The 19,257-nt window shown below is 69.5% G+C and carries 17 protein-coding genes; 7 read left to right on the forward strand and 10 right to left on the reverse strand.

The annotated features are described in order from the left end of the window. Nucleotides 1-73 precede the first annotated feature (73 nt). Entirely contained in the window at nucleotides 74-868 is a 795-nt protein-coding gene (locus ACWELJ_RS18625) for a glutaminyl-peptide cyclotransferase (protein WP_452367377.1), read from the reverse strand. Between the two features lie 17 nt (nucleotides 869-885). On the opposite strand from ACWELJ_RS18625, the gene ACWELJ_RS18630 reads away from it, so the two are divergent. Both ACWELJ_RS18630 and ACWELJ_RS18635 read left to right on the forward strand, forming a co-directional pair. Continuing rightward, nucleotides 886-2,082: a DUF3027 domain-containing protein gene (locus tag ACWELJ_RS18630; protein WP_452367378.1), complete on the forward strand. Its 1,197-nt coding sequence runs from the start codon at nucleotides 886-888 to the stop codon at nucleotides 2,080-2,082. A 195-nt stretch (nucleotides 2,083-2,277) separates the two neighbouring features. Further along, on the forward strand, nucleotides 2,278-5,397 hold the full coding sequence (locus ACWELJ_RS18635) for a sacsin N-terminal ATP-binding-like domain-containing protein (RefSeq protein ID WP_452367379.1): 3,120 nt from the start codon (nucleotides 2,278-2,280) through the stop codon (nucleotides 5,395-5,397). Nucleotides 5,398-5,454: 57 nt separating this feature from the next. Here ACWELJ_RS18635 and ACWELJ_RS18640 read toward each other — a convergent pair whose 3' ends face one another. Both ACWELJ_RS18640 and ACWELJ_RS18645 read right to left on the reverse strand, forming a co-directional pair. Next, complete coding sequence (locus tag ACWELJ_RS18640) at nucleotides 5,455-6,081, reverse strand: TetR/AcrR family transcriptional regulator (protein WP_213558181.1); 627 nt, start codon at nucleotides 6,079-6,081, stop codon at nucleotides 5,455-5,457. A 99-nt stretch (nucleotides 6,082-6,180) separates the two neighbouring features. Then, nucleotides 6,181-6,423, reverse strand: a complete 243-nt coding sequence (locus ACWELJ_RS18645) for a DUF2530 domain-containing protein (protein WP_379272159.1) — start codon at nucleotides 6,421-6,423, stop codon at nucleotides 6,181-6,183. Nucleotides 6,424-6,532: 109 nt separating this feature from the next. Here ACWELJ_RS18645 and ACWELJ_RS18650 point away from each other — a divergent pair, with 109 nt between their 5' ends. Next, entirely contained in the window at nucleotides 6,533-6,970 is a 438-nt protein-coding gene (locus tag ACWELJ_RS18650) for a MarR family winged helix-turn-helix transcriptional regulator (protein WP_452367380.1), read from the forward strand. A 20-nt stretch (nucleotides 6,971-6,990) separates the two neighbouring features. On the opposite strand, the gene ACWELJ_RS18655 is transcribed toward ACWELJ_RS18650, so the two are convergent. The 5 genes from ACWELJ_RS18655 to pdxH all read right to left on the reverse strand — a co-directional run bounded on the left by ACWELJ_RS18655 (nucleotide 6,991) and on the right by pdxH (nucleotide 12,755). Continuing rightward, a complete protein-coding gene (locus ACWELJ_RS18655; RefSeq protein ID WP_452367393.1) occupies nucleotides 6,991-7,380 on the reverse strand; it encodes a YccF domain-containing protein in 390 nt (129 codons plus the stop codon). A gap of 351 nt (nucleotides 7,381-7,731) precedes the next feature. Continuing rightward, nucleotides 7,732-8,937 carry a GNAT family N-acetyltransferase gene (locus ACWELJ_RS18660; RefSeq protein WP_452367381.1) on the reverse strand — a complete coding sequence of 402 codons (1,206 nt, stop codon included), beginning with the start codon at nucleotides 8,935-8,937 and terminating at the stop codon, nucleotides 7,732-7,734. 211 nt (nucleotides 8,938-9,148) lie between these two features. Then, entirely contained in the window at nucleotides 9,149-10,462 is a 1,314-nt protein-coding gene (locus ACWELJ_RS18665; RefSeq protein ID WP_357282557.1) for a citrate synthase, read from the reverse strand. A 186-nt stretch (nucleotides 10,463-10,648) separates the two neighbouring features. Further along, nucleotides 10,649-11,932: an MFS transporter gene (locus tag ACWELJ_RS18670; RefSeq protein ID WP_452367382.1), complete on the reverse strand. Its 1,284-nt coding sequence runs from the start codon at nucleotides 11,930-11,932 to the stop codon at nucleotides 10,649-10,651. A gap of 73 nt (nucleotides 11,933-12,005) precedes the next feature. Continuing rightward, the gene (pdxH, locus tag ACWELJ_RS18675) at nucleotides 12,006-12,755 is read right to left on the reverse strand and encodes a pyridoxamine 5'-phosphate oxidase (RefSeq protein WP_452367383.1); all 750 of its coding nucleotides are present in this window, start codon (nucleotides 12,753-12,755) and stop codon (nucleotides 12,006-12,008) included. A 100-nt stretch (nucleotides 12,756-12,855) separates the two neighbouring features. On the opposite strand from pdxH, the gene ACWELJ_RS18680 reads away from it, so the two are divergent. Next, nucleotides 12,856-13,995 (forward strand): citrate synthase 2, encoded by a 1,140-nt coding sequence (locus ACWELJ_RS18680; protein WP_452367384.1) that lies wholly within the window; start codon nucleotides 12,856-12,858, stop codon nucleotides 13,993-13,995. Nucleotides 13,996-14,061: 66 nt separating this feature from the next. Here the strand turns inward: ACWELJ_RS18680 and ACWELJ_RS18685 are convergent, their stop codons facing one another. Further along, nucleotides 14,062-14,817, reverse strand: coding sequence for an RDD family protein (locus tag ACWELJ_RS18685; RefSeq protein WP_452367385.1), 756 nt, complete (start codon nucleotides 14,815-14,817; stop codon nucleotides 14,062-14,064). A 350-nt stretch (nucleotides 14,818-15,167) separates the two neighbouring features. On the opposite strand from ACWELJ_RS18685, the gene ACWELJ_RS18690 reads away from it, so the two are divergent. Next, nucleotides 15,168-16,037, forward strand: coding sequence for a polysaccharide deacetylase family protein (locus ACWELJ_RS18690; protein WP_452367386.1), 870 nt, complete (start codon nucleotides 15,168-15,170; stop codon nucleotides 16,035-16,037). Between the two features lie 35 nt (nucleotides 16,038-16,072). On the opposite strand, the gene ACWELJ_RS18695 is transcribed toward ACWELJ_RS18690, so the two are convergent. After that, entirely contained in the window at nucleotides 16,073-16,813 is a 741-nt protein-coding gene (locus ACWELJ_RS18695) for a hypothetical protein (RefSeq protein WP_452367387.1), read from the reverse strand. Nucleotides 16,814-16,946: 133 nt separating this feature from the next. Between ACWELJ_RS18695 and serC the strand changes: the two genes are divergently transcribed. Further along, the gene (gene serC / locus ACWELJ_RS18700) at nucleotides 16,947-18,071 is read left to right on the forward strand and encodes a phosphoserine transaminase (protein WP_452367388.1); all 1,125 of its coding nucleotides are present in this window, start codon (nucleotides 16,947-16,949) and stop codon (nucleotides 18,069-18,071) included. Between the two features lie 220 nt (nucleotides 18,072-18,291). Then, on the forward strand, nucleotides 18,292-19,257 hold a 966-nt coding region (gene sepH, locus ACWELJ_RS18705), incomplete at its 3' end, for a septation protein SepH (RefSeq protein WP_452367389.1).

Below are 19,257 nucleotides of genomic sequence, written 5' to 3' on the forward strand. Positions count from 1 at the left end.
TGCCACCGGCGTGCGGCTGCACTACCGCCGGTGTGGGGCGCCACAAGTTCGGAGAGACCGGTCGTTTCGGAGGTCAGGCGGGAACGAAACGGACTTCGTAGGAGGTGGGCCACTTCTTGCCGGTGAGCAGGAAGCGATCGGTTCCGGGCAGATGGGCGATGCCGTTGAGGACGTCCGTGTCGGGGGTGCGGGCGCTGCCGGGCAGCAGACCGGACGCGTCGATGCTCGCCAGCACGTCACCGGTGTCGGGGTCGATGCGCAGGATGGTGTCGGTGGCCCAGGTATTGGCGTAGACGGAACCGTCCGGGGCGCAATCCAGTTCGTTGAGGCGCACACCCTTGTGGCTGGTCAGCGAGACCGTCCCGGTGACGGCGAAGGTCTGCGGGTCGCGGAAGGTCAGGGTGGAGCCGCCATTGCTCATGACCACGCGGCCGTCGCGAGTGCACAGCCCCCAGCCCTCGCCGTCGAAGCGGGCGGTGCGGATCTCGGCCAGGGTGGCCGGATTTCGGGCGATGGCGACCCCGTCCTTCCAGGTGAGCTGCCAGAGCAGGTCCCCGGCGCGGGTGATGCCCTCGCCGAACAGTGGAGCGGCCAGGTCGGCGCGGGCGATTTCGGCCCCGGTGTTCAGGTCCGTGGACCGGACGGACGACTGGCCGGCGAGACCGGTGCCCTCATAGAGAACCGACCCGTCGGCTTCCAATCCTTCGGTGAACGCGCCCGGGTCGTGCGGCCGTGTCGCGACCACCTCGACACGCCACTTCGGCGTGTTGTCGGCGCTGGTGCAGCCGGTGATGGTCCCGGCCAGGGCCAGGGCCGTGGACAGCATGATCGTGGCGGCCGCTACCGGTGCACGGCGTTTGCGCTCCATACGGCAAAATGTAGGGCGTGAGCGCGGTTGGAGTTTCGGAGTCCGGTGTGCGGCCGATCCTGGCGGAGGCGGTCCAGCTGGCCCGCCGTGCGCTGCTGGACCTGGAGCCGGTCGGCGTGGGCGCGCATCTGGGCGTGACGGGCGAGGACGAATCCTCGGCCACCCATCACTTCGAGGCCACCCTGCCCGGCTATCACGGCTGGCAGTGGGCGGTCGTGGTGGCGGCCCCGCCGGAGGCGACGGTCGCCACCGTCAGCGAGTCGGCGCTGCTGCCCGGCCCGGACGCCCTGGTGGCCCCCGACTTCATTCCGTGGGATCAGCGCATTCGCCCCGGCGACCTGGCCCCCGGCGACCTGCTGGCCCCGCCGGCCAACGATCCGCGCCTGGTGCCCGGCTACATCGCCACCGGCGACCCGGCCGTCGACGAGGTCGCGCTCGAGATCGGCCTCGGCCGCACCAAGGTGCTGTCCCGCGAGGGCCGCGAAGAGGCCGCCGACCGCTGGTTCTCCGAATTCGGCCCCGACACCGATATGGCCCGCTCGGCACCGTCCACCTGCGGCCGCTGCGGCTTCTACGTACCGCTCGCCGGTGCGCTGCGCGCCGCCTTCGGCGTGTGCGGCAATGCCATGGGCGCGGACGGGCGTGTCGTCCATGTGGCCTACGGCTGCGGCGCGCACTCGGACGTGGAGCTGCCCACCGGCAACGGCTCCCCGCTGTACGAGGCGTACGACGACGCCGCCGTGGAACTGATCCCGCTCGCCGAACTCCGCCCGGAGACCCCCGCGATCGAGGGCGAATCCGGCGAGGAGGGTGACTCCGGCGCGGCCGCGGGTGCGGAAAACCCTGTGGCCGAGGCCGAATCGGGCGACTCCGCCGAGCCGGCGAGCTCCGCTGACGGGGAGACCGCCTCGGCTGACGCGGCCGAGAACGGTGCGAGCGACCCCGAACCGGCTGCCGCCGCCGGCGACGCGCCTGCCGACGCCGAGCAGGCGGAGACCGCGACCGAGTCCGCGGATGTGGCGGCCGGTGTCGTGGACGCCGATGTCGAGGTGACCGAGGTGGCCGTCGCGGAGGGTGAAACCGCCGCGGGGGAGACCGAGGCCGAGCAGGCCGATCCCGGTGTGTTCGAGGCCGTCGATCCGGACGCGGTGTACGACGACGCGTGGGCGGTGACCGCGGTGTCGGTCGAACCGGAGACCGGGTCGGCGGAATAGCGCCGAGCCCGGTCGCGACACAGCGTGACAGCTGGACCGATCGACCTCGGGAGCCGCGTCGCGCGGGCGAGGACGGCGTCACAGGTTCGGTCGTGACGAAGCGTGGATTTCGGTGGATCGCGCCGGATCCTGTGTAATACCCCGGATGCTTGGCCTTGGCGTGCCAACAACCGCTTTCGGGAAAGGGCGTAGGGCGTGGTCGCGACCGAATTCGAGGATCCGTTCGGCACGGCGGAATTGCGCGCCGGGGTGGTGGCCGCCTGGCGCGGGTCGCCCACCCGGTTGCGTGAGGACGCCGCCACCGAGGCGGATCTGGTGCGGGCCGGATACCGGGACCGGCTGCTGACCGAGCTGGCCCAGAACGCCGCCGACGCGGCGGTGAAGGCCGGTGCGCCCGGGCGGATCGCCGTCTGGCTGGACGGCCGCACCCTGCACATCGCCAATAGCGGTGCGCCGCTGGATGTCTCGGGCGTGCACGCGCTGACCGCCCTGCGCGCCTCCGGTAAGACCGAGGGGGCCGCCGTCGGAAAGTTCGGGGTGGGCTTCACCGCGGTGCTGACCGTGTCCGACGAGGTGGAGTTCCGGTCGACCAGCGGGTCGGTGCGGTTCTCCCGCGCCGAGACCTGGGCGCTGCTCGGCGCGCAGGGCATTGAGATCCCGGACGTGTCCGGGGATTTCGAGCCGCCCGCGTTGCGCCTGGCCTGGGCCACCGCGGAGCGGCCCGCGAGCGGCTTCGACAGCGAGATCGTGCTGCGCCTGCGCGAGTCGGTGGACACCGCCGAACTGCTCACCGAGATGCGCGCCGAGGCCGCCGATCTGCTGCTGGAACTGCCCGCCCTGAACACTATTCGCGTCGGCGAGGACGAGATTGCCAGTGCCCGACGTGAACTGGGCGACGGTCTCACCGAACTGCGGGTCACCGGCCCGAATTCCGATGAGCGCCTGTGGTGGCAGTACCGCACCGGCCGCGCCCGCTGGCTGCTCCCGGTCCGCGACGGCCGCCCGGTCGCGACCCGCCCGGACGTCCTGCGCGCCCCCACCCGCTCCGACGAGGAGCTCTCGCTGCCCGCGGTCCTCATCGCCGATATCCCCATGCAGCCCGACCGCCGCCGCCTGCTCCCGAGCGCCCGCCCGGCCGATCTCGCGGCCGGCTACGCCGCCTTCGCCCGCGCTCTCCCGCCCCGCGACCGCCTGGTCCTGGTCCCCACCCCGGGTTTCGCCCGCGGCGAGACCGACGCCGCCCTGCGCGAAGCCCTGATCACCGAACTCCGCGACAACGAGTGGCTCCCGGTCCTCACCGTCGGCCCGGACGCCGCCGCACCCGCCCCCACCCCGGCGGATTTCGACGCCATGCTCGGTGACCCCGCGCTCACCCCGCCGACTCGGGGGCAGATCGAGCCAGGTGCCGCCACCGCCACGCCGCCCTCGCGGGTGCGTGCCACGCGGCCCGCGGAGCCGGAGACGCTGCCGCTGTGGGAGCTGCCCGAGGACGAATCGCCCGCCGACGCTGTCGAACCGCATGACGCGATCGGCCCGCACGATGTGGTCGCCGGATACGGTGCGGCCGAATTCGACCCGAGCGGGTTGGGGACGGCTGTGGATGAATCGCGCACAGGCGGAATCCCGGTGGCCGCGGCGCCCCGGATCGGGGTGGCCTCGCCGCGTCGGGCCAGCGTCTTCACCGGTGTGACCACGGAATTGGCGGATCTGCTGGCGGAGATGACCGGGCCGCTGGTGATTCCGGAGCTGTCGGGCCGGATGTTCACCGACGCTCTCGCCGCCTTGGATGTGCACAGGATCGGCCTGGCCCGCGTCGCGGAACTGTCGGGAAGCCTGGAACGCGAACCGCAGTGGTGGTATTCGCTGTACGACGCTCTGGAGTCGTTCGCGGTGGATCCGCTGTCGGTGGAGGAGCTGGGCGCGCTGGCGGTGCCACTGGTGGACGGCCGGCTGGTGACCGGCCCGCGCACGGTGGTGCTGGATGACCGTCTGGAGCAGGCGATTCCGGTGCACTGGGCGCGCTTGGCGCATCCGGAGGCGGCGCACGAGCTGCTGGGCCGCCTGGGCGCGCGTCCGGCCACGCCGGAGGATCTGCTGAACGATCCGGGCTTGCGGGCGGTGCTGGAGGACGATCCCAGCGATCCGGACACCGTGGACGCGGTGCTGGGTCTGGCGGCGCATGCGCCGGCCGCGCCGGGCGTGCTGCCGTCCTGGCTGGGTCTGATCGAATTGCCGGACGTGGACGGCGAATTGACGCCCGCCGACGAACTGCTGCTGCCGGGCGCGCCGCTGGACCGGGTGCTGGTCGCGGATTCGCCGTTCTCCACCGTGGATGCCGCGGTCCTGGAACGCTACGGTTCGGAAGCCTTGCGCGCCATCGGCGTCGGCTGGGGTTTCACCCTGGTCGCCGAGTCCGATCCGACCGGCCCCGACCATCACCTCGACGACGAGGAGACCTGGTGGGAGAGCCTGGTCGAGGATCCGTCCGAACTGGTGGCGGTCCGCGACCTGGATCTGGTGGACGACGCCGAATGGCCCGAGGCCCTGCGGCTGCTGCTGGCCGAGGAGAGCACCCGCCGCCTGGTCGCCGACCGCGACGGCTACACCGCGTGGTGGCTGCGGCATCACGCGCACGTTGACGGCATCCCGCTGGGCCTGCTGCGCCACCCGGACGACACCTTGTTCGCGGGCCTGCTCCCGCAGCTGCCGGGCTTCGACGCCCAGGATCTGGCGGTGCTGCGCAGTGTGCTCGCCGACCCGGAGGTGCTGACGCCGGCGCTCGCCGAGGAGCTGCTCGACGCGTTGGCCGATCCGGCGAGAGTGCCTACGCCCGAGTCGATTTCGCAGACCTACCGCCGGCTGGCGGAGGCGCTGGACGCGGGCCGGCTCGACACCGAGGACCTGGTGTTGCCGGGTCAGGTGCGCGCGCTGAGCGGTGAGGTGATCCCGGCCGCCGACGCGCTGGTGCTGGATCGCCCGTGGTTCGGCCCGGCGCTGCCCGCGGATCGCCTGGTGGTCGGTGACATGGCGTGCGCGCGTCCGCTGGCCACCCTGCTGGATCTGCCGCTGGCCTCGGAGGCGGTGACGGCGGAGGTGGTGAGCACGGGTCGCGAGACCAGCTGGACCGCGGATCCGCTGGGTGTGCTGTTGCGCCTGCAGTTCGATATGCCGCTGCCGGCAGGCGATCTCGTGGTGCACGACGAATTGCGGGTCCGATTGACGGGCGCGTTCGAGGCCACGGTCGAGGTGGCGTGGTGGCGCGAGGGCGATGTCACCCACGTGCAGGGGCAGCCGCAGAACTTCTCGCGGCGCTGAGATCGGGTCCGGCGCGGGCGATCACGCTGCCCGCGCCGGAGGAGAAGGGGGCCCGGGTCAGGCCGCGTGGGCTGCCACGGTGGTGGCGAGGACGTCCAATTGGTCACGGACGGCGGCGCTGTCGTTGTCGACCAGCCAGCGCAGCACGATGCCGTCGATGGTGGCGAGGATGAAGCGGGACAGGGTGCCGACCGGAACGGTCCACTGGCAGTCGGTGGCTTCGCGCGCGTGCTCGAAGATGTCGGCGACCGTGGAGTCGTTGAAGGTGTACTGCTCGCGGGCGATGGCCAGTTTGGCGGGGGTCTGTTCCCCTTCGCGTAGCGCGTAGGTGGTGGTCTCGTAGGTGAGTAGCTGTCGTTCCGGGGTGGCTTCGATGTTGAGCCACATGAGTTCCAGGCCGGCGCGCACCAATTGCTGCAGCGCGGCTTTTCCGGTTCCGACGTCCTGCCATACGGTTTCGTTGGCGTCGACGGAATCACGCAATTCCATCGAGAGTGCCTTGACCAGCTCGGTCATCAGCTGATCTTTGTTTTCGAAACAGTAATGCACCACACCGAGGGAAACACCGGCTGCCTGCGCGACATCGCGGGTGGTAACCCCGGCCACGCCCTTTTTTTCGGCAAGGCCGATGGCTGCCTCGATAAGGTGGGCCCGTCGTTCTTCGACGCTCAATCGGGAGGACACTCCAGGGAGTTAAGCGTCCGAGGCGCGTGCAGTCAATTCGCAGGCTACACAAGTTTGCTTGGCAGGCCTGTTGGTCAGATGACCAGTCGCTTCCCCGTGCTAATCCAGACCGCGTTGTGCGCCTTTATCACCCCGACGCGCACTCCGCCGCTGAATCGCGAAGATGGTGTAGCCCAGCAGTCCGACGCCCAATCCCATCAGGCACACCGGCCGCGCGGTCGCCCACGCGTCGTTCAGCCACACCGCGACGGTCGCGATCAGGAAACCGATGGCGCCCACCAGGAGTACGGGACGCGGATCGGTGAAGCGCGGCGGAATCTCCGGGACGGTCGGCGGGGTCACCCCCTCAGACTAGAGGGCGCGAGCCGTTCCGGTGGCGCGCCGGGGCGGTCACCGGCGGAGGCGGCGAACCGGCGACCCCCACGCGGACGTTCCCGTATCGTTTGCCTCTGTGACAACGCCTTCCGACATTCGAGCGCTCGCCGGTGAACTCTCGCTGGCGGTGGTGCGCTTGACTCGGCATCTGCGAGGCCGGCGGGCCGATGCCCAGATTTCGCTGACGCAGCTGTCCGCGCTCGCCACGCTGAATCGGGAAGGCGCCATGACGCCGGGCGCGCTGGCCGCCAAGGAGCGGGTGCAGCCGCCGTCCATGACCCGGGTCATCGCCTCGCTGTCGGAAATGGATCTGGTGGAACGCAATCCGCACCCCACCGACGGGCGGCAGATCATCGTGTCGCTGTCCGACGCGGGCCGCGCCCTGATCGCGGATGAGAACCAGGCCCGCGAGGCCTGGATGACCGATCAGCTCGGGCAGCTGACGCCCGGCCAGGTCGGCGTGCTGCGCGAAGCGGTCGGCATCATGAAGCAGATCGTCGACGAGTCGGAGTAGGGGAGCCGGCTCTCGGGGCTCTAGTAGCCGAATCGCCGGTCGCTGTCGACGATCTCGCGGCCCAGCGGGAACAGCGACACCGGGATCAGCTTGAGATTCGCCCAGGCGAACGGGATCCCGATGATGGTCACGGCGAGCGCGATGCTGGTCATCAGGTGTCCCAGCGCCAGCCACCACCCGGCGACCACGATCCACACGATATTGCCGAGCATGGAGCCCACGCCCGCGCCCGGCTTCTCCACGGCTTCGCGGCCGAAGGGCCAGAGCACGAAATTGGCGATCCGGAACGACGCGATTCCCCACGGGATCGTGATGATGAGGATGCAGCAGATCAGCCCGGCGACCACATAGCCGATGGCCATCCAGAATCCGACCAGGACTAGCCACAGGATGTTCAGAATCAGCTGGATCGGTTTCACGTTTCCAGCATGCCAGGGCGGCCGGGCGGCGCACCACCTGGAAAACCCCGATTTCCGAGTGTGCGCACTGGCCAGTGATAGGTGAAATTCGCGTTCTTCCCGGCTCGCGAAACCCTTCATTGCTAATGTTGAGCTATCTCTGATATCGCCAGCTCTATCTGGTTCGAATGGCGTCGATAGAAAGGGGGGCACACTTTGGGCAAAGTCGATCGGCCGGCGGTGGGCCGCGCGGCCGCGGGTGCCGCGGTGAATAAGGAGCATTCGGCCTAGTCCCAGGGCCGGGTGGGAATCAGCGGCCGGGCGGCACCCTCGGGTGCGGCTCGGCCGCTGGCCGTTCCACGGTCAGAAGAACCAGCCCAGTTCGGCGTCGCGATCACTCGTGAACGCCTCGTCGAAGGCGCGCAGCACGGCCGGGTCCTTGGCCTGGATGCGGTGGGCGGCGGCGTAGATCCGCGCCCGGTAGGTCCCGAAGTAGAGGCTGCCGAGCACGTCGATGCCGAGTTCCAGATCGGGCGTGCGATCGGTGGGCTCGCATTCCGCGATGCCGTCCCGCACCCGCAGCGCGAAACCGCCGCCCGCGTTCCGGAACGGGTCGTGCACCGACAGCACCACGTCCAGGTCCCGCTGATAGGTGCGGGCGGTGAGCGCGGCGGGGACGTCCATGAGGCGCGTCCAGAGCGTGTCGTGCCGGCCGACGACCTCCACCAGCCGCGGATCGGTCACCAGGTAGGGGAGCGGATCGCCGTCGCAGGTGGCGGCCTTGATGTCGTGCACCAGGTCCATGCTCAGCAGCACCCGCCACAGCGCGATGTGCGATTCCGGTGTGACGGCACGCAATTCGCGGACGCTGACCGTGTTCTTGTAGTCGTGCCAGCTGCGGCGCAGGACCGCGTACCCGTCCGGGTGCACCAGGAAGAACTGCGCCGCACCGTCCTCGTTCTGCACCGATTCGGCGAAAACCCGCTGCTGCCAGCGGGCTTCGGGGCGTACCTGCGCGCCGGGCGTGAGTCGCCGCCAGCGGTCGTAGATCTCGGGTAGCAGCGCCTCGGCCTCGGCGGGCGACACCACCCGGACGCCGCCGGGATCCGGTGTGCTGGGCCGGAATTCGGCGATCCGGCCGCGGATCGAGATGTCCACCTCCGCGATCGACGGGCCGTAGCCGAAGCGGCCGTAGATGCCGCCCTCGCTGACGCAGAAGACGGTGAGCGGCAGGCCCTCGGCCTCGACGCGCTCGTGCAGTTCGGTGTAGAGCGCGCGCAGGATGCCGCGCCGCCGATGGGTGGGCGTGACCGCGACACCGGTGACGCCGCAGGCCTGCACCGTGCCGCCGCCCGGAACGGTGACGGTCATGGCGCGACTGTTGACATGCCCCACCAGGCGCTCGCCGTCGGCGGCCACCAGGGCCCGATCGGTGGGGAAGACAAGCGGGCCGAATTCCGCGTCGGCCGGGCCGCCGCGCATACCGAAGGCCATATCGGTGAGCCGGACGATCTCCGGCCGTTCCTCAGCTCGTGCCGAACGCACGGTAATGCCATTCGTCGATGCCATTCCCCGAAGATCCCAGGATTCCCGGTTCCGCGCATCCGATTTCTTCGGGGGCCAGCTGCCGCCCCCGCCGCGGCAGCTGACCCCCGTGAGAACCAGAGTGCCGCCCCGCCCCAGCGAGATCCTTAACAAGTCCTTGTCAGCGAAAATCCCCGCCGCCACGAGACGTGGCGACGGGGATCATCGGAAAGCGTTCGGGCGCGGGCCCGTTGGATCAACGGCCGTTGATCTCCACGTAGTCGCGCTCGCCGTAGCCGGTGTAGATCTGGCGCGGACGGCCGATCTTCAGCGGCTCGCGGTGCATCTCGCGCCAGTGCGCGATCCAGCCCGGCAGGCGGCCCATGGCGAACAGCACGGTGAACATGCGGGTCGGGAAGCCCATGGCCCGGTAGATGACGCCGGTGTAGAAGTCGACGTTCGGGTACAGGCGACGCTCGATGAAGTACTCATCGGTCAGGGCCGCCTCTTCGAGGGCCTTGGCGATGTCGAGCAGCTGGTCGTCGCCGCCGATCTTGGACAGGATGTTGTCCGCGACCTGCTTGACCAGGGTGGCGCGCGGGTCGTAGTTGCGGTAGACGCGGTGCCCGAAGCCCATGAGCTTCACGCCGTCTTCCTTGTTCTTGACCTTGCGGACGAACTCCTTGACGTCACCGCCCTGGGCCTTGATGTCGTCCAGCATCTCCAGCACGGCCTGGTTGGCGCCGCCGTGCAGCGGGCCCCACAGCGCGTTGATGCCGCCGGAGACCGAGGTGAACAGGTTGGCGTCGGACGAACCCACCAGGCGCACGGTCGACGTCGAGCAGTTCTGCTCGTGATCGGCGTGCAGGATGAGCAGCATGTCCAGCGCCGCGGCGATCTCCGGGTCGACCTCGTAGGGCTCGGCCGGGAAGCCGAAGGTCATCCGCAGGAAGTTCTCCACCAGCGACAGCGAGTTGTCCGGGTACAGGAACGGCTGGCCGACCGACTTCTTGTACGCGTAGGCCGCGATGGTCGGCAGCTTGGCGAGTAGTCGGATGGTGGACAGCTCGACCTGCTCGGGGTCACGCGGGTCCAGCGAGTCCTGGTAGTACGCCGACAGCGCGTTGACCGCCGAGGACAGCACCGGCATCGGGTGCGCGTTGCGCGGGAAGCCGTCGAAGAACCGCTTCAGGTCCTCGTGCAGCAGGGTGTGGCGGCGGATCCGGTCGGTGAAGTCGTCGAGCTGGGCCTGGGTCGGCAGCTCGCCGTAGATGAGCAGGTAGCTGACCTCGATGAAGGTCGACTTGCCCGCCAGCTGCTCGATCGGGATCCCGCGGTAGCGCAGGATGCCCGCCTCACCGTCGATGTAGGTGATGGCCGACTTGGTCGACGCGGTGTTCATGAAGCCGGGGTCGTAGGTGACGTACCCGGTGCTGGCGAGCAGCTTGCCCAGGTCGATTCCGTCATTGCCCTCGACAGCCTTGGCGACGGTCATCGGGTACTCGCCGCCCGGGTATTGCAGTACCGGCTTGGCGTCGTCGTCGACGTTGATGATGTTCTCAGCGGGCACGGAAGGATCCCTCTCAGGCTTGAAACCGTAGGCATCGACGCGGGTGACACACGATGCGCTTGTACTCAACGCTAGCCGCTGTCCACTACGCCCGAGTAATGAGGGTGTCCCTTGACTACCTCACAGTCACGTCGTTCGCAGGTGAGGCGAGCGGCGGTCATGTGCTATGCGCATGACGGCCGGACCTCAGGCGACCGGCACCTCCGAATGGGCACGTGCGACCCGGTAACGCACGAACGCGGGAAATGCCACGACGGCCAGCATCATGCCGACCACGACGAGCGCGCCACCACCCGCCGCTGCCGCAGCGGTACCCACCGCCGCGGCCGCGAAACCGTGCGCAACATCACCGACGCGTGGTCCACCCGCCACGACAACGATGAACACGCCCTGCAGTCGCCCGCGCATCTCATCGGTCGCCACCGACTGCAGCATGGTGGTGCGCAACGCCGCCGAGAACATGTCGACCGCGCCGCCGAAGGCCAGGCAGGCCAGCGCGATCCAGAGCGCCACGGTCATGCTCAGGCCGTGCCCGACCAGGCCCACGGCCAGGCCGAACCCGACCATGCCCAGCCCCCACAGCACGATGCAGACCACCACGGCCAGGCCTTGGCGCCGCACCCGCGATAGCCAGCCCGAGAACACCCCGCCCAGCACCGCGCCCACCGACATGGCCGCGAACAGCAGGCCCAGAGCCGTTCCGCCCGAGGCGGAGTCGCCGAAGCTGTCCTGCGCGATCTGCGGGAACAGGGCGCGCGGCATGCCGAACACCATGGCCACCACATCCACCGCGAAGGAGGCCAGCAGGATGCGCTGGGTGGCCAGGTAGGCGAAGCCGTCGAACACCTCGCGCAGCCCGGCCCGGCCGCTCTCGCCGTGCGGCGGGATGGGCGGCAGCTTCCAGGTGGCCCACAGCGTGGCCAGCAGCGCGATGGCGTCGAGCAGGTACAGCGTGGACAGGCCCGCGAACGGAATCAGCATGCCCGCCAGCACCGGACCGGCGATGGCCCCGAACTGCATGACCGTCATGCTCAGCGAGTTCGCCGCGGGCAGCTGCTCGGGCGGCAGCAGGCGCGGATAGATGGCGCTGCGGGCGGGCTGGTTCATGGCGAAGAACGCCTGCTGCGCCGAGAACAGGATCAGCACCAGCCACACGTTGTTCAGTCCCGCCGCGGCCTGCGCCCAGAAGGCGAGCGCGGTCAGGCCGGTGCCCGCGGAGGTGATGAGCAGCATCTTGCGGCGGTCCATGGCGTCGGCGAGCGCGCCGCCCCAGAGCCCGAACACGATGAGCGGGATCAGCCCGAACAGCCCGGCCAGGCCGACGTAGGACGAGCTGTGGGTGATGTCGTAGAGCTGTTTGGGGACGGCTACGACCGACAGCTGTGCGCCGATCACGGTGACGATGCCGGTGGTCCAGAGCCTCCGGTAGTCGGGATTCCGTAATGGAGTTATGTCGGCGAGCAGCTTCACCGACCTATTTTGGACCGATCATCCCATCATTCGAACGTGAGATATCCAACTCTTTCCGGCCGGGGCCCGGGCATCAGGGTTGGAGGCGTTCGACTTTCATGGCCGAGACGTCCGCGTTGCCCGGCTCGGCGGTGACCCGGATGCGGTTGTGCATGCGGCTGCGCCGGCCCTGCCAGAACTCCACGGTCTCGGGCTGGATCTGGAACCCGCCCCAGAACGGCGGCACCGGAATGTCGTCCACCTCGGCGAACCGGGCCTCGGTCGCGGCCATGCGCTGATCCAGGTCGGCCCGCGAGGCGATGGTCCGCGACTGCTCCGAGGCCCACGCGCCCAGCCGCGAGCCGCGCGGCCGCGAATGCCAGTACACCTCGGTCGCCTCGGCCGGCACCCGCCGCACCGGGCCGCGCACCGTCACCTGCCGGCCCATCGCCTGCCAGACGAATGTGGCCGACGCGTACGGGGTTCGGGTCAGCTGACGGCCCTTGAACGAGTCGTAGTTCGTGTAAAAAGTCACACCCTCGGGAGAAAGCCCCTTGCACAACACGGTTCGCGAGGACGGCCGCGGACCGCTCTCGGTGATCTCCACGGTGCTCAGCACCATCGAGTTGGGGTCGGTCAGGCCCGCGCTGGTCGCGTCCTCGATCCAATTGCGCAGCAACGGCTCCCAGCCCTCGGCCAGCCAGGTCTCGTCCAGGTCGGTGTCGCGGTGGGGATGGTTGTCGCCCTGATCGACCCCGTACTCGACCCGCAAGGCCGCGATATCGAGGTCCACGGGGACTTCGTGCGCCATCGGCCCAGTGGCCAATTTCTCCTGGTCAACCATGGGCCAGACGTTACTCCGGAGTAATCGCGGGGTTAAGCTCCAGTTGATCGGCGTGGCTGCCCAGGGATCGGGCAGCCCGACATGCAAGGAGAGTCACAACATGACTGCCAGCGCTGCGGTACCCAATGTCGTCCCCGACGGCTTCGTGAGCGGTCTCGAAGGCGTGGTGGCCTTCACCACCGATATCGCCGAACCGGACAAGGACGGCGGTGCGCTCCGGTACCGCGGCGTCGACATCGAGGACCTGGTCGCCAACCGGGTCACCTTCGGTGACGTCTGGGCCCTGCTGGTGGACGGCGAATTCGGCCGCGGCCTACCGCCCGCCGAACCGTTCCCGCTCCCCATCCACACCGGCGACGTCCGCGTCGACGTGCAGGCCGGTCTGGCCATGCTGGCCCCGATCTGGGGCTATGAGCCGCTGCTCGACATCGACGACGACACCGCCCGCGAGAACCTCGCCCGGGCCTCGGTCATGGCGCTGTCGTATGTCGCCCAGTCGGCGCGCGGCATCTACCAGCCCGCCGTGCCGCAGTCGAAGATCGACGAGTCGGCCACCATTACCGAGCGGTTCATGACCCGCTGGAAGGGTGACCCGGACCCGCGCCACATCGAGGCCATCGACGCCTACTGGGTGTCCGCGGCCGAGCACGGCATGAACGCCTCCACCTTCACCGCCCGCGTCATCGCCTCCACCGGCGCCGACGTGGCGGCCTCGCTGTCCGGCGCCATCGGCGCCATGTCCGGCCCGCTGCACGGTGGCGCCCCGGCCCGCGTGCTGCCGATGATCGAGGCCGTCGAGAAGTCCGGCGACGCACGGGCTCTGGTCAAGGGCATCCTGGACCGCAAGGAAAAGCTGATGGGCTTCGGCCACCGCGTCTACCGCGCCGAGGACCCCCGCGCCCGCGTGCTGCGCGCCACCGCCCAGCGCCTGGACGCGCCGCGCTTCGAGGTCGCCTACGCGTTGGAGCAGGCCGCCCTGGCCGAGCTGCGCGAGCGTCGCCCCGATCGCGCCATCGAGACCAATGTCGAGTTCTGGGCCGCCGTGATCCTGGACTTCGCCGAGGTCCCGGCGCACATGATGCCCGCCATGTTCACCTGTGGCCGCACCGCCGGCTGGTGCGCCCACATCCTCGAGCAGAAGCAGCTGGGCAAGCTGGTCCGCCCGGCCGCCATCTACACCGGCCCGGCCCCGCGCAAGCCGGAGACCGTCGCCGGCTGGAACCTGGTGTCACACAAGTAGATCTCTGGAATCAGCAATGGCCCGCAGCGAAGAAACGCTGCGGGCCATTGTTTTCGAGCGGGCAGGCTAACCCTTCACGACGATCGTCCCCACGATCTTGTCGCCGAGGGTCTGCTTCTTCTCGTCCCACAGCGGCCACAGCCAGCCCAGATAGCAGGCGAGGCTGTTCACCATCTCGGCGAAGTACCGCACGATGGCCATGCCGAAACCGACGGGCCGGCCGGTCGATTCACTGATCAGGCGGATGCCCACCACACGCTTGCCGAGCGTCTGCCCGGTGGTCCCCTCCTGGTAGGCCATGAACAGCCCGGCCCCGATCAGCGCCACGAGGCCGATCAGCACACAGATCAGCCCCAGGGCGTTCATGGTGCCCGTATCGCAATAGGTCGAGTAGCGGGTGGTCGTGCAGTTGGGCTTCGAGGTGCCCGCGGTATTGGCGATGATGTCGAGCAGGATGAACGGGCCCATCACGACCAGCGTGTCCAGCAGACGGGCGCCCACGCGCGCGCCCCAGCTCGCGTAATTCGCTCCGAACCCCCCGAACGGAGCGTAACCGGGCTGGGGTGCGCCGTAAGCGGGTTGCGGTGCGCCATAAGGAGATTGGGGAGCCCCGTACGCCGGTTGGGGCGCGTCGTAGGCGGGCTGCTGCGGAGCGCCGTAGCCGGGTTGCGGTGCGCCATAGGGTGATTGGGGAGCGCCGTAGCCCGGCGGCGGGGCCGCGTAACCGGGCTGGGGCGCGCCGTAGCCCGGGGCGGGCTGGTCGGCGGGCGGGTAGCCGTACCCCGGCTGCTGTTGCGGGTACGGGTTGTTCGGGTAAGTCAATGCACTTCCTCGCACAAGGGTTGATTCGGTCGGGCAGGCTACAGTCTGGGGCACTCGGGCCCTCGATATGAAAAGGAAATCGATCACAGTCGCGCGCCCGGGATCGGATCGCGCGCGGCGTCGGCGAACGGACGGCGCCGGAAGACGCGGACACGCTGAGAGCGACGCGAGATTGCCGATTCACCTGCCGATGGTCCGGCCCTGATCTGCGGCTTCGGGGAATCGCATGGTCGAACAATGGATTACACCCGCCCCAACAGCGGTGGCGAATCGGTTGCCAGACCGCGACGGCGGAAAGAATCCTGATTCAGACCATGGATTGCGCGCCGGGATTCACATAGCCTGCTCCGGTGCTCGACGCAGGACTGTCCAGGCGCGGCTTCTTCGCCGCGGGCGCGGCGCTGGCCGCGGGCCTCGTCACCGCCGGATGCGGTGTGGCGAACGGCAACTCGTCCGACCGCATCCTCGAACCGCCCCGCGGTGTCGCCGATCCGGCCGCCGCGCCGGCGCGGCTACCCGTCTCCACGGTGTCCCCGGACGCCGTCGCGGCCAAGTACGCCGGCCGCGGCCCGAAGGCCTGGGGTGTCGACATCGACGGCATCCTGACCGGCTTCAACCCGGCCGGCAAGCAATTCGCCGTCACCTTCGACGCCTGCGGCGGCCCCGGCAACAACGACATCGACGAGAACCTGCTCGCCTTCCTGCAGGCCCGGCAGATCCCGGCCACCCTGTTCCTGAACAAGCGCTGGATCGACGCCAACCCGGCCCGCGCCGGGCAGCTGGCCGCCAACCCGCTGTTCGAGATCGGCAATCACGGCACCGCGCACTGCCCGCTGTCGGTGAACGGGCGCGCCGCCTACGAGATCAAGGGCACCGTCTCCGCGCAGGCCGCGGTGGACGAGGTGTGGGGCAATCATCAGCGCATCGCCGCCCTGACCGGGCGCCCGCCGCGCTTCTTCCGCGCGGGCACCGCCCACTACGACGAGGTGGCGGTGTCGATCGTGCGGGACCTGGGGGAGACCCCGGTCGGCTATTCGGTCAACGCGGACTTCGGCGCGACCGCCGCGGCCGCCCAGGTGCAGTCCGCCATGTCGGGCGCCAAGCCCGGCGGCATCTCCCTGGCCCACATGCACCGCCCCAAGTCGGGCACCGGCCCGGGCATGCTGGCGGCGCTGCCCGCGCTCGCGGCCAACGGCTTCCAATTCGTGCATCTGCCCTAGCGTTTTCGTGCGTCTGCCCTAGCGTTTCGCGGCGGTCAGTCGCGCCGGGAGGCCGCCCAGTCGACGGCGACGGATTCGCCGCGGTCGACCGTGAAGAACGCGACTTCCAGATGCCGGCCCAGATCGACCAGTTCCATGCCCGACAACGGGACCGGCTGCACCACCCGCACCCGCCACGGGCCGGGCTCGTCCCACGCGCGCAGTTCCAGATCCAGCCGCAGCACCGGGTCGTCGCGGCCGGTGTAGTCGGCCGCGACCGGGGTGGCGGCCAGCACGGTGGCGCGGGCGCGGCGGCCATCGGCCAGGATCTTGACGATATTGGTGCGCGAAGTCTCCTCCGGCGCGGGCAGATACAGCACCAGCCGGTCGTGATCGCCGGGATCGACCCGGCAGCAGACGACGTCGCCGGGCTGCATCCACTCCCGGTCCGCGGCGCCGGCGCGCTGGCGGACCCGTGTCTCGTAGCCGTGCCGGCCCTCGATCTGGACGCGTACCCAGAACTCCGGGACGGGCTCGTCGGCGCGGACACCGAGAATGGTGGCCGTGCCCTCGGCACCGTGCAACAGCAGGGCGCGGCGGGCGGCGTCGTCGAGCACCGGACCCCGGCGGGTCAGGCCGTGCGAGCCGAATTGCGAGGACAGCCGGGCCAGCAGGCCGAGCCGCGGCACACCCGCCGGCCGGGTCCGCGGCGTCGCGGAATCCGGGGGCACGCCGGGGCCGGAAGCGGGCTGCTGGTCGGATGCGGTACTCGGTCGCTTGTCCGCGGCCATCTCCATGGTGCTGAACCGTAGTGCGTCTGTGGCGCCCCCCACAGCGATACGCGCCGTTTGTCGAACCCGCTGGCGAGATTGTTTTTTTACCCCGGACCCGCCCGTGAGCGCGGGTGATAGCCCCACTACCCTGGTCGCCATGACCTCTGCGTTCCCGACCATCCCCGACGATCTCAAGCCCGCCGACGGACGGTTCGGTTGCGGCCCCTCCAAGGTCCGCCCCGAGCAGCTGCAGTCCCTGGTGGATACCGGCGCTTCGGTGTTCGGTACCTCGCACCGGCAGAAGCCGGTCAAGGACGTGGTGGCGCGGGTGCGTTCCGGTCTGCGCGACCTGTTCTCGCTGCCCGACGGCTACGAGGTCGTGCTGGGCAACGGTGGCACCACCGCGTTCTGGGACGCCGCCGCCTTCGGCCTGATCCGCGAGAAGTCGCTGCACCTGAGCAACGGCGAGTTCTCCTCGAAGTTCGCCTCGGTCGCCAAGGGCAACCCGTTCATCGGTGACCCGATCGTCGTGAAGTCGGAGCCGGGCGACGCCCCCGAGCCGACCTCCGACCCGTCGGCCGACCTGATCGGCTGGGCCCACAACGAGACCTCGACCGGTGTCGCCATCCCGGTGTCGCGTCCGGCCGGTTCCGAGCACGCCCTGGTCGCCATCGACGCCACCTCCGGCGCGGGCGGTCTGCCGGTGAACATCGCCGACACCGACGTGTACTACTTCGCTCCGCAGAAGTGCTTCGCCTCCGACGGCGGTCTGTGGATCGCGCTGATGAGCCCGAAGGCCCTGGAGCGTGTCGAGGAGATCAAGAACTCGGGTCGCTGGACCCCGGAGTTCCTGTCGCTGCCGATCGCGATCGACAACTCCACCAAGGACCAGACCTACAACACCCCGGCGCTTGCCACCCTGTTGCTGTTCGCCAACCAGATCGAGTGGCTGAACGGCAATGGCGGTCTGGACTGGGCCGTGAAGCGCACCGCCGACTCCTCCTCGCGCCTGTACTCGTGGGCCGAGACCAGTGAGTACGCCACCCCGTTCGTCGGCAACCCGGCGCTGCGCTCGCAGGTCGTGGGCACCATCGACTTCGCCGACAGCGTGGACGCCGCGCAGGTCGCGAAGGTGCTGCGCGCCAATGGCATCGTGGACACCGAGCCGTACCGGAAGCTGGGCCGTAACCAGCTGCGCATCGGCATGTTCCCGGCCATCGACCCCGACGATGTGTCGCAGCTGACCCGTTGCGTCGACTGGGTCGTCGAAAAGCTCGGCTGATCAGTAGAAATGGCATCTGACCGGGCGAACGCGCCTCGCGAAACCCGGTTTCGGAGCTGAGGCGAATCGATCACACTAATGCGGCGCGGAAGTCTGGGAACAGATTTCCGCGCCGCGTGTCTTGCCCCATGATTCACAGAAGTGCACTACTGTTCCAGAACGTGGGCGGTGTCGCGAGCCTAGCTATAGCTGTGAGTTGCGCAGCGAACAGGAGGTAACGGTGCGTGAACTTCGAGTCATCGGATTGACGCCCGATTCCACGCATATCGTGTGCATCGATACCGAGAGCGGCCAGAAGTACCGGCTCGCCGCTGACGATAAACTGCGCGCCGCCGCCCGCGGAGATCTTGCCCGATTCGGCCAAATCGAGATCGAAACGGAAGCCACGATGCGCCCTCGCGATATCCAGGCTCGTATCCGTGCCGGCGCCTCGGTGGAGCAGGTCACCGAAGAGTCGGGCATGCCGCTCTCGCGCGTCGAACGTTTCGCGTATCCCGTTCTGCTGGAACGCGCCCGGGCCGCGGAGCTGGCGCAGAAGGCGCACCCGGTCCGCAACGACGGTCCCGCCGTGGAGACCCTGATCGAGATCGTGTCGGCCGCGTTCGCCGAGCGCGGCCACAATATCGAGGTCGCCGAATGGGACGCCTGGAAGGACGAGAAGGGCTACTGGGTGGCCCAATTGCAGTGGCAGGCGGGCCGTTCGGTGATCGCCGCGCACTGGCGCTACCAGCCCGACGCGCACGGCGGCTCGGTGGTGCCGCTCGACGATCCGGCCTCCGATCTCATCGATCCCGACTTCGGCCGGGCCCTGCGCGGCCTGGCGACCATCCTGCCGGACCAGACCGATCCCGTGGTGGAGTCGGTTCCCGCGCCCGTGGCGCGTGAGGAGCGCGGCTCCGACTACGAGCCCGCGCCGGCGCGAGTCGCGCAGCAGCAGAACGTGGATGAATACTTCGAGCAGCGCGCCGCGGTCGGCGACGGCACCGTGCCGGTGACCACCGCGGCCGCTCCGGCCCCCGCTCCCACTCCGGCTCCGGCCGCGAAGGAACCGGCGGCTCCGGCGCAGCCCGCGGCATCGGCGCCTTCCCGCCACGCTTCGGGCCGATCGGTGCGGGACCGGGCAAACTGGCCAAACTCTCGGCGACCGTGCGGCTCGGGCAGCCCCGGCTCAATCGTGAAGTGGACG

The sequence above is a fragment of the Nocardia sp. NPDC004582 genome (assembly GCF_053602115.1).